The 9,689-nt window shown below is 47.7% G+C and carries 10 protein-coding genes; 8 read left to right on the top strand and 2 right to left on the bottom strand.

Annotation, left to right across the window (positions count from 1 at the left end):
- The 6 genes from IKG78_RS11085 to IKG78_RS11060 all read left to right on the top strand — a co-directional run.
- The coding region (locus IKG78_RS11085) for a hypothetical protein (RefSeq protein WP_290943362.1) at nucleotides 1-248 on the top strand (248 nt) is incomplete at its 5' end.
- 178 nt (nucleotides 249-426) lie between these two features.
- Nucleotides 427-975 (top strand): hypothetical protein, encoded by a 549-nt coding sequence (locus IKG78_RS11080; protein ID WP_290943359.1) that lies wholly within the window; start codon nucleotides 427-429, stop codon nucleotides 973-975.
- 21 nt (nucleotides 976-996) lie between these two features.
- Nucleotides 997-1,350, top strand: a complete 354-nt coding sequence (locus IKG78_RS11075; protein ID WP_290943357.1) for a hypothetical protein — start codon at nucleotides 997-999, stop codon at nucleotides 1,348-1,350.
- Between the two features lie 38 nt (nucleotides 1,351-1,388).
- Nucleotides 1,389-2,003: a hypothetical protein gene (locus IKG78_RS11070; protein ID WP_290943355.1), complete on the top strand. Its 615-nt coding sequence runs from the start codon at nucleotides 1,389-1,391 to the stop codon at nucleotides 2,001-2,003.
- Between the two features lie 56 nt (nucleotides 2,004-2,059).
- Nucleotides 2,060-3,823 carry a hypothetical protein gene (locus tag IKG78_RS11065; protein ID WP_290943353.1) on the top strand — a complete coding sequence of 588 codons (1,764 nt, stop codon included), beginning with the start codon at nucleotides 2,060-2,062 and terminating at the stop codon, nucleotides 3,821-3,823.
- Between the two features lie 40 nt (nucleotides 3,824-3,863).
- Entirely contained in the window at nucleotides 3,864-4,220 is a 357-nt protein-coding gene (locus IKG78_RS11060) for a hypothetical protein (RefSeq protein WP_290943351.1), read from the top strand.
- Nucleotides 4,221-4,222: 2 nt separating this feature from the next.
- Here the strand turns inward: IKG78_RS11060 and IKG78_RS11055 are convergent, their stop codons facing one another.
- Both IKG78_RS11055 and IKG78_RS11050 read right to left on the bottom strand, forming a co-directional pair.
- A complete protein-coding gene (locus IKG78_RS11055) occupies nucleotides 4,223-6,379 on the bottom strand; it encodes an ATP-dependent DNA helicase RecG (RefSeq protein WP_290943349.1) in 2,157 nt (718 codons plus the stop codon).
- Nucleotides 6,380-7,519, bottom strand: coding sequence for an MlaD family protein (locus IKG78_RS11050; RefSeq protein WP_290943346.1), 1,140 nt, complete (start codon nucleotides 7,517-7,519; stop codon nucleotides 6,380-6,382).
- A gap of 110 nt (nucleotides 7,520-7,629) precedes the next feature.
- On the opposite strand from IKG78_RS11050, the gene IKG78_RS11045 reads away from it, so the two are divergent.
- Together IKG78_RS11045 and IKG78_RS11040 are read left to right on the top strand one after the other, a co-directional pair.
- Entirely contained in the window at nucleotides 7,630-8,712 is a 1,083-nt protein-coding gene (locus IKG78_RS11045) for a hypothetical protein (RefSeq protein WP_290943344.1), read from the top strand.
- Between the two features lie 280 nt (nucleotides 8,713-8,992).
- Nucleotides 8,993-9,689 (top strand): argininosuccinate synthase domain-containing protein (locus IKG78_RS11040; protein WP_290943342.1); only part of this gene is annotated, 697 nt, incomplete at its 3' end.

The raw sequence follows: 9,689 nt of genomic DNA, 5'->3' as shown, positions 1-9,689 counted from the left end.
GCTTGTCGAAGGGCCGGGACCCGCTTGCACTGTACCCATTGCAGATACGGTTCTCGCCCGCGATTGTCATCCCGGCCCCCGTGCCGGGACCCGCTTGCACTGTACCCATTGCAGATACGGTTCCCCTCGCAGAAGTGTCACTCATTACAGATACGTTCCCGCCCGCGATTGTCATCCCCGCGAAGGCGGGGACCGGCTTGCACGGTCTCCATTGCAGATACGTTTCCCCTTGCGATCCTAATACCTAATCCCTACAACCTACTCCCTAACAGTTACTGGATCCTTCCGCCTTCGGCGTCAGGATGACGCAAAGGAGCGAATCCCATTGCGGATACGTTTCCCCTCGCGTTCCTAATGTCTAACCCCTAATCCCTACCCCTAACAGCTCTTTGTCGCGATTTGGCATTTTTTGTATATTCCATACAAATGACTAGACTTTCCGCATACATCCTGTTTTTTTCCCTTTTCCTCCTTGCGGCCTGCGACAGCGCCAAAAAGGAATTCGAGACATTGAAAGAGGATGAAATAATCCTCGATGTCAACACGGAAGAGTATTTGCTGAATGGAACGGTTATCGGCAAGACCGCTACCGATATTTCCGTTATTGATGATGTCTTTGACAAGCCTCTTCATAAAGAAGTATGCAGGGTAAGGACGAAGTTTCAAGAAGATGCTTTAAGGCGCGGTGAGCCTGGGGATGGATTTGTTTTTGCCAAATTACATGTGGATGGAAATCTATCTTATGGGGATTTCTATAAAGCTTTCTCTTCAATGTTCTTTTGTGGGTATTCGGTATTTGATATTGCGATTGGGGCTAATTATAAGGATGTTTTTCAGTTAAGTATTCCTACAGTTGACTATATGTGGTGCGGTCTTATTGTTGGACAAATGATGGGGTTAAGATATAAGTATTTGCGTAACCGTCAAAGGTTATCGCTTGATGAAATGTCAGATATAGATGTTAAGGATAGATAGTGCGTTGAAGATCATGAAACTTTGGATTTGTTATTGTCGTTTTATCGTAAAGATGATGGCATCGCCTATGTCGTCAGTTTGAATGAAACTTTTTTCAATAAAGGTGGCCGGTTTGACGGTTATAACTTCTATACATTTAATGACGAAAATGATTTGTGGAAGTTTATTGAGGATGTCCGTTCGAGGGTGGATCGCCAAATTGGAAATATGCTAGGTAAAAAAGAGGATAAGGTTTTAAGACTACTTGCTGATGCTCATGGTCCAAATAACATAACGCTTGTTTTTGAAAAAGACGTACTGATGAAAGATATTGCCCCTATAATCAAAAAATTAAAGACTTACGGGTATAGATTTGCTTTTGATGTAACTCGTTAATTTTTTTCGCAGTTGTTTTTAAGTGGTTCGGAGGATTTGTGATTCGGCATTTTATTCTTCTGTTGCTTGTATGTGGGGTATGCTCTTTCGCGGCGTATGATCCGTCGCCAATTCCTGATGTCGATACTGTTTATGTAGGACGTGAAAAATCTCCTGCAAATATTATTGTTGTGCGCGGTTGTGCTGAAAATGTATTTCCTGTTTCGGAAGAAATTGGCGATAACGAGACGCAGGAACAGTTGCTTGCTCGCGTTTATGGCTCGGAACCTCTTGCTGATAGTTCTGCGGTTTATAAAGCTTGGGCCGATTCTTGCAAAAGAGCGGAATCTCGTTCCCGTTCCGGTGTGATTATTTATGGCTTAACAATGGGTGCTTTGTCAACAGGAATGGGGGCACTTTTGTTTTTCCCGGATTTTGACAATAAAGTAGTAAAGGGAATTGGTAAAGTCGTTGGCGGAGGTTTAATGGTGACTGGTGGCTTGTATTTGGCGGTTTCGCTAGCGACTTTAGTGGTTTCCGTATTTGCTCATGATGCTCCATCTGAAAAGGTTTCGACGTATAACCAACAAGCTGAAAAATGGAAACTCCGTGTTACTCCGACGATAAACTTTAGCGAACCCGGAGGCGGGCTGATGTTGCTGCTAGGCTTTTAAGTATCTCTTGTCTAAATTCACTCTCCCGATCTTCTCTAATTTTGTATATTATCCCCGTGAAAAAAATTGTATTTTGTTTGCTGTGCCTTGCGTCTGCATCCTTTGCTGCAGACGTTGCTTCTGTTGATTCTGCGAACGCTCCTTCTGAATCGGTTGATTCTTCCGCGGTCTTTCGCGTAGATGATATTCGTTACCATATCGGCGATGCTTTTGACGATTCGCGTGCCCACACGAAGTATGACCGCTGGGCGTACGATATTTTGAACTGGGTGCATATCGAGACTCGCGAGGCGACGGTCCGCAAGCTTTTGCTTTTTGACAAGGGCGACTTGGTCAACTTGAACTTGCTTTTGGAAGCGGAACGGTTCTTGCGCGACCAGAAGTTCCTTTCGGATGCGAATATTTCCGTGGCAAGCGAAAACGGCAAGAATGTCGTGGATGTAAAGACGAGCGACAACTGGACGCTTACGATTCCTCTGAGCTTTGGTTTTTCGGGTAGCGAATGGAAGTACAAGAACATGATATTCGGTATCGGCATTCAGGAGAGCAATTTCCTTGGGCTAGGGCAGAAGCTCGGATTCTACTACGGCCATGACGAGTTCCGTAACATGTTGCAAGTGGAGTATGGCGACCCGCATTTCCTTTTCCGCTACAACCATTTGGATTTCTTGTACAGCTATAATACGGATGGTTACCTTGCTAGTTGGAAAATGTATGTGCCGTTCCTCAGCCGTAGCATGAATCAGTGGGCTTACACGCTTGAAGGCTTGAAGAACAAGCGTTTCAATTACATTTACGGGAGTGGTGAACTTCCGCGTGGAGCGGTCGAAGTCAAACCGAAAAAATCGGTAGATTCGCTTCCTTTGTTCAACGGCAAAAAGACGGTTGAACTTATCCGTATCGAAGACTTTATTTCGGATTCGTTGAGTTTCCATTTGACGCGTTCTTTTGGCGGTACGCAGCGTAAATTTTATTTGGGGGCGACTTACGATTATCAACGTATGACGGCTGATAAGGGCCAAGTGCTGCGTTATTTGTTCACGGACGGCGAAAAGGCTTATGCGATTGATTCGGCTAGCGCGTATAACGAATGGGTGCCGGAACGCAAGGATTCCCGTCTCGGTTTTTATGTGATGTATTCCAACATACGTTACGAAAAAATCAAGAATTTGCATAACGTCAAATGGACGGAAGATATTGACAAAGGATTTTCCGTCAAGGCTCAACTTTCGAAGAATTATGAACAACTTGGAGCTGCCGATAACGATATCCGTTTAGATTTTTGGACGAACCTTTATTTGGGGCGTGAAAGTCATCATTTGACGCTCAAGTCCTACATGTATTTCTATTTGGATCACGGCAAACGTCGCGATTTTTATGGACGCATGAGTGGCGAATATATTTTCCATCCGAGCAATCGTTTTTCGACGGCTTTGTCGGGGTTGCTGGATCTGTATGATGACGCGAAACTGGGTCACCAGTTGACGCTTGGCGGTTCCGATGGCTTTGTGGGATTCCCAACGGGGTTCTATGCAGGGCAGGCTCGCGTTTACGGGAACTTGGAACAACGTTGGTTCCCGAATGTCGAAATTTTGACGCTTGCTCCTGTTGTTGTTGCGTTTGGAAGCGTGGGCGAGACGGCTTCTCGCGTGACGGATATTAAACGCAAGGATTTAGTTTATGTGGCGGGTTTGGGCGTTCGATTGGCTCAGACAAAGTCTATTTCCCGTTTGATCAACAAAATTGATGTGAGTTTCCCGTTGAATGGTGCACGTAAAGGTGAAGCGCATTACTCGATAACGACCTCTTATTCACTTTAAAATTCTTTTTTATAAATGAATTTTGAAGAAAGGCGGACTTATGGCAGAAAACGAAGAAAAAAAATCGGAAGAAAATGTTCGCACGGACCGCCAAAAAAGGGCCCGCGCTGTCAAGAATATTTTTTTGCGTGTTGAAATTATCATCGGTATAATCGCCATGATTGCCGGTGCCGCGCTTACAGTCCTTGTGTGGAAAGATGGTTATTATATCGGGGCTTTGATGCTTGTCATGACGGGGCTTATCAATGTGTTCTTGGCTGCAAAGGAACTTGTTAACCCGACGGATCACATTTTTCATTGGCAGGCGATTTTCTTTTTGATTGTACGCCGTGCGATGTTCTTTTTGAATGTTGTCTTGGTCGCTTTGGTGATTGGCACCATGACTCGTTTACTTTAGATTTAATGGACTCCGTCTTCGTTGGCGGAGGGCTTTTCGTTGTACCAGGTTTGAATTTTTTCTTTTGCGGTTTCGCTAAAGGCGGAGCCGTCTTTTAATATGTGCTCTGCGCGTTCGAGCGTCTGTGAAATGAGTTCCTGGTCGGCTATCCAGTCGAACCAGCGGAACACCCAGGCTCCGCTTTGTTCGTTGCCTTCGAGGTTTCCGGCTCCGCGTGTTTTCAAGTCGAGTTCCGCGATTTCAAAGCCGTCTTCGGTGGCGGCGAACTGCGATAGGCGTTCCATGCTTGTATCGGCGGCATCGCCTTCGGGGACCATCAAGAAGCACCATGCGGCTTGATTGCCGCGTCCGACGCGCCCGCGCAACTGGTGGAGCTGCGCAAGTCCAAAACGGTCGGGCTGGTCGATGACCATGAGGTTTGCGGCAGGGACGTTCACGCCGACTTCGATGACTGTTGTCGCGACAAGAATCTGGATTTCGCCAGCGGCAAATTGTTTGATGATTTCGTCTCTTTGCGTGTCGTCCATTTGACCGTGGACACCAGCGACTTTGAGTTTTGCGATGTTTGGATCGGCGTGTCCGAAGGCTTCGATAAAGGATCGCATTTCGTTCACGATGTCATCGACGCTGCGAGCACTTCCGTCGCTTGCTGTTGAATCTGTTGACGATAAGGTTGCTGAGCTTGCCGAAGCGCCCGAACCACCGGTTGGTGAGCCTGTCGAACTATCGGCGTTCACGCGGCTTGCTATCCAGTAGCAGAGATTTCCGCTAGCCGCTTCTTTGCAGATAAACTGTTTCATCGATTCACGCTTTGCAGCGTTGACAAGGCGTGTCTTGATGGGTTTGCGTCCGGCGGGCTTTTCCTTGATGCTGATGACTTTCAAGTCTCCGTACAACGTCATGGCGAGGCTTCGCGGAATCGGAGTCGCGCTCATCACGAGCATGTCGGGATAGTCGCCTTTGGCGAGTAAAGCCTCGCGTTGGCTTACGCCGAATCTATGTTGTTCGTCAATGATGACGAATCCGAGTTTTGCAAAAAATACGTCTTTGCTGAAGAGTGCGTGCGTTCCGATGACGACGTTGCAGAGTCCCATCTGGAGTTCGCCCAAGATGACTTTCTTTTCGGCGGCAGATGTTGCACCGACAAGCAGGTGTACGCGGATTCCGGCTGCGTCAAAGAAAGGTTTGAGCGACTTGTAGTGCTGCCTTGCGAGAATGTCGGTCGGCACCATCAACGCACATTGTTCGCCAGCTCCGCAAACAGCCATAATTGCAAGCATCGCGACGACCGTTTTTCCGCAACCCACGTCGCCTTGCAACAATGCGTGGAATTGCTTTTTTCCGTTGAGCCCGTCGATAATCGTGTTGAGTGCTGCGTCTTGCCCTGCGGTCAACTGGAACGGTAGGCGGGCTTTGGCCACCATTACGTTGCCCAAGTCAATTTGCCTTTCGTGCCCGCGAATCTTCTGATTTTCGCGGCGTTTCACCATGCGCAGGCAGAACGGAAGCAACTCTAGAATCTTGAGTTCACGTTTTGCTTTGTAGATGGAATCGAAATTTTTCGGCATGTGCATCGTGCGGAGGTTGTCCATCACCGGTGCAAAATGCAAGTAATCTGTGAGCTCTCGCGGGCAAGCGTTGGGAAGCGTGAGTCCCGGAAAGTTGAAAATCGTCTTGTACAAATTGCGGAAGAACCGCTGTTCCATCTTTGCTTCGCGACAAACTTCGCTAATCGGATAGACGGGGAGAATTTGTCCGTTGAAGGCTTCGCCTTCGTCGAAGGGCTGCATGTCCGGATGTACCAGCTGGAGTCCGCGGTACGAACCGACAACGCCCGATACAAGCCAACGTGTGCCGGGCTTGACGCGATTCGAGATAAAGCGTGTGCCTCGGAAGAACAAAAGCGAAATCTCGGCGGTTCCATCTGTGAGGACCGCCATAAAACGCGACATGCGTCCTTTGACAATCCCAGCCCGCGTGATAATTCCGATCAAGACAACGCGGTCGCCGTCGTGGCAGTCCACAATTTTAGAAACTTTAGTTTGGTCGAGATACGTGCGCGGAATGTTGTATAAAAGATCGGCAACTGTATTCAAACCAGACTTGCGTAACTTTTCAAGCCTCTTGGGGCCGAGTCCGGGCAGGTTCGATAAGTCCATTTACTTGCCCGCTTTTTTCTGTTCTTGTTGGGCCTTGGCTTCTTCTAGGCGCTTGCGGGCTTTATCCCTGGCATTGTCGCCGATGATGTTCATGTTCTTCCACGTGATGAGGTGAATCGGTTTGCCGTTTTCATCTTTGAAGCCCAGATCCTTAGTGTCGATAGCAGCGATAGCTTTGTTCAGACCCGTAATGAGGTTGTTGATGTTTTCGATAAGTTCCTTAGATTTCAAAAGCGTTTCGTCGTCGATGCCTTTTTCGATGTTCGTGATAATTTGATTGGCCTTTTGGGCGTTTTCCGAAATGGTGACGATGACGGAATCGACAAGCGAGACTTTTTCGTTGACTGCTGCCGTGACGGTCTTGATGGCCGTATCCGCTTTAAGTGTTGTCTTAGTCAAAACCTTGCTCGATTTGTCCACTTGCTTGAATAGCTTGTTCAATTTGGGGCCGAGTGTCTCGACGGTCTTTTCGGTGTGGGCGAAAAGATTCTCGATGGAATACATCGCTTCTTCGTAAACTTGTGTTGCTGACTTGTGTGTGGAATCGCCTTGGGCTAGCAAAAGCACCATCGTTCGAATGGTTTCCAGCTCTTCGTTGACGTTTTCGATCAATCGTAAAGTCTCTGCGATTCCCGGCTCAAAATGCCCTTCGAACACGTGATTTGCGGGCATGATGGTTCCCTTTTTCGAGGGGATGATTTCGAGACGGCGTTGCCCCATGAGAGCGTAATTGACGTTATTGAATTGCGTACCTTCGCGGAGCGTAAGCGGTTCGTTGAATTTGACTTGAACGCGTGAACGGTCCTTAAGCCATGTGACCTGACCAATCGTTCCAATGCGGTAGCCGCGGACGACAACAGGGTCTTCGGGCTGCAATGAGCCGAGTTCCTTGAAATCGACAATGGCTGTTTGGTGTACGTTCTGGTGGGCGGACCACATGCCAAAAGAAATGCCGCTAAAAATGCATGCAAATACGAAAAGAGATATGTAGCCAAGTGCTCTGTCCGAAATCTTCATGGAGTTGAAAATAGAAAAAAATGAATGGGAGATAGGAGTGGGCGAGGTGTTTGCATTTAAAAAGAAGATGTTTTTCGTAGCATCATCGTAAGGAATCCCCTTGTGGGAACAAACTTGCGACATCTTTTTCTCCCTAAAAATTCTGCAAATGGAGTCCGCAATTTTAATAGATTTTTTATTTTTAAGGACAACTTTTTTTTTGGCTTTTAAAGGTTGGGTCGATGACAAATCGAATGAAAGTGTTTTGGATGTTTTGCGCTTGTGCCGTTGCATCTTTTGCCGAAGAATCTGTAGATGTTTTTGGATTCCAGAAGTTTTTTGAGACAAAGGCGGGGTCTGTTTCTTGGACCTCGGAACATTGGGCGAACGGCCACGAACGTACTTTTTCCGATTGGTCGGGAGATGAAGAAGATCCCTTGCAGTGGACGGACGACCATAGCAGCGATGAAGGCGGCTTTAAAGTTGATGGCAAAGGCGTGATGCAGATGCTGGGGAACGGTCCTCGATTCCATATTAACGGACAAATTAGCTGGACCGAGAAGAATCAGTTTTTTTTGAATACGGAATATACTGCTTATTTTATGCGAAATGAAATGGGCGGAGCTGATTACGGTGGCATGGTGGTCGGTGTGCGCAGCGGTGCTCTTGGGCATGCATCTAGCGGTGGCAATAACTGCGATGCGAACACGTATTACGCACGGTTCCGCAATGATGGAAAGTGGGATTTCGAAAAGGAATGGAAACATCCCGGAAGCTATTACCGCAGCGGTTCGGGCGTGGGCAAGCAAGATCCGCTTTGGGGCGGAAAACCGCTGCCTTTGAACAAGTGGATTGGCATGAAATACATTGTCTATAATAAAGATGAATCGACGGTTCGCTTGGAACTTTATATAGACTCGACGAGCAATGCGACTCCGCCTGGTAAATGGGAACTTGTCGGCGTTGCCGAAGATGCCGGTCGAGATTGGTCGGGAGCGAGCTACGGGGCCGCGATGATTGAAGGCTGCAAGGACTATAACGGTCTTGAAAATGCGTATGATGCTATTTTGAATGGCGGTGGAGTTGTTTTGATGCGTACCGATAACGACCATCCGTTTTACAAGTTCGTGACGGTTCGTGAAATTGACCCTGCGTTACCGATAAAGTCTAACCAATCGACGACGGCAATTCGTACCTTTGCACACCGCTTTGGAAAATCTGCAATCAGCAGGATTCACGAAAGATTGCATATACGCTATTTCGATTTGCTGGGCCGCTTTGTGCGAACGAAAGAACACAGACGCTTCCCCTTTGCTGTAAAGTTTACGGATAGGTGAGTTAGACGAAAGATAGGTGTTAGGATCGCATCATCCTGAGGTGTTTGGATTGCATTATCCTGAGGTGATAGGATTGTCATCCTGAGGCTTTGCCGAAGGATCCAGTTGCAGTTTAAGTAATTGCTAAGGGCTTAGGGTTGTAAACCGTTACTGGATCCTTCCTCCCTTTGGTCATCAGGATGACGCTGCAAACTTCTAACTTCCTACTAATCACTAACCACTAACCACTTTTTTACTACATTTATTCCGTCTAAAAAAATTTTCTTAAAGGACATTCAAAATGGCTAAAACAGAATCCAAGAAGAAAGTCGTCCTCGCTTACAGCGGTGGACTTGACACCTCCATCATCATTCCTTGGCTCAAGGAAACCTACGACGTCGAAGTGATTGCATTCGCTGCCGACCTCGGCCAGAATGACTTCCCGAACGCAAAGGCTCTCGAAGAAAAGGCTCTCAAGACCGGTGCTTCCAAGTGCTACGTTCTCGACCTCAAGAAGGAATTCCTTGAAGAATACGTTTGGCCGACCGTTCGCGCCGGTGCAAAGTACGAAGGCACTTACCTCCTCGGTACGTCTTTTGCTCGCCCGCTCATCGCTAAGTACCAGGTAAAGATCGCCGAAAAGGAAGGCGCTTACGCTGTTGCTCACGGTGCTACCGGTAAGGGTAACGACCAGGTCCGTTTCGAACTGACCTACGCTGCACTCAACCCGAAGCTCGAAGTCATCGCTCCGTGGAAGGACCCGCGCTGGACGTTCCACAGCCGCGAAGACGCTATCGACTACGCAGCTGCCCACAAGATTCCGCTGAACGGCATCAGCAAGAAGAAGATTTACTCCGAAGATGGTAACCTGTGGCACCTCTCTCACGAAGGTGGCGTTCTGGAATTCCCGGAACAGGAGCACAAGTACGAATTCCTCAAGCACACCAACACGTATGAAAAGGCCCCGAACAAGGCTGACCACGTGACGATTACCTTCG

It is taken from the genome of Fibrobacter sp. (assembly GCF_017545445.1).
In the GTDB taxonomy this organism is placed as follows: Bacteria; Fibrobacterota; Fibrobacteria; order Fibrobacterales; family Fibrobacteraceae; genus Fibrobacter.
Note: the sequence above shows the minus strand (reverse complement) of the source record. Positions and strands in the feature narration are given on the sequence as shown.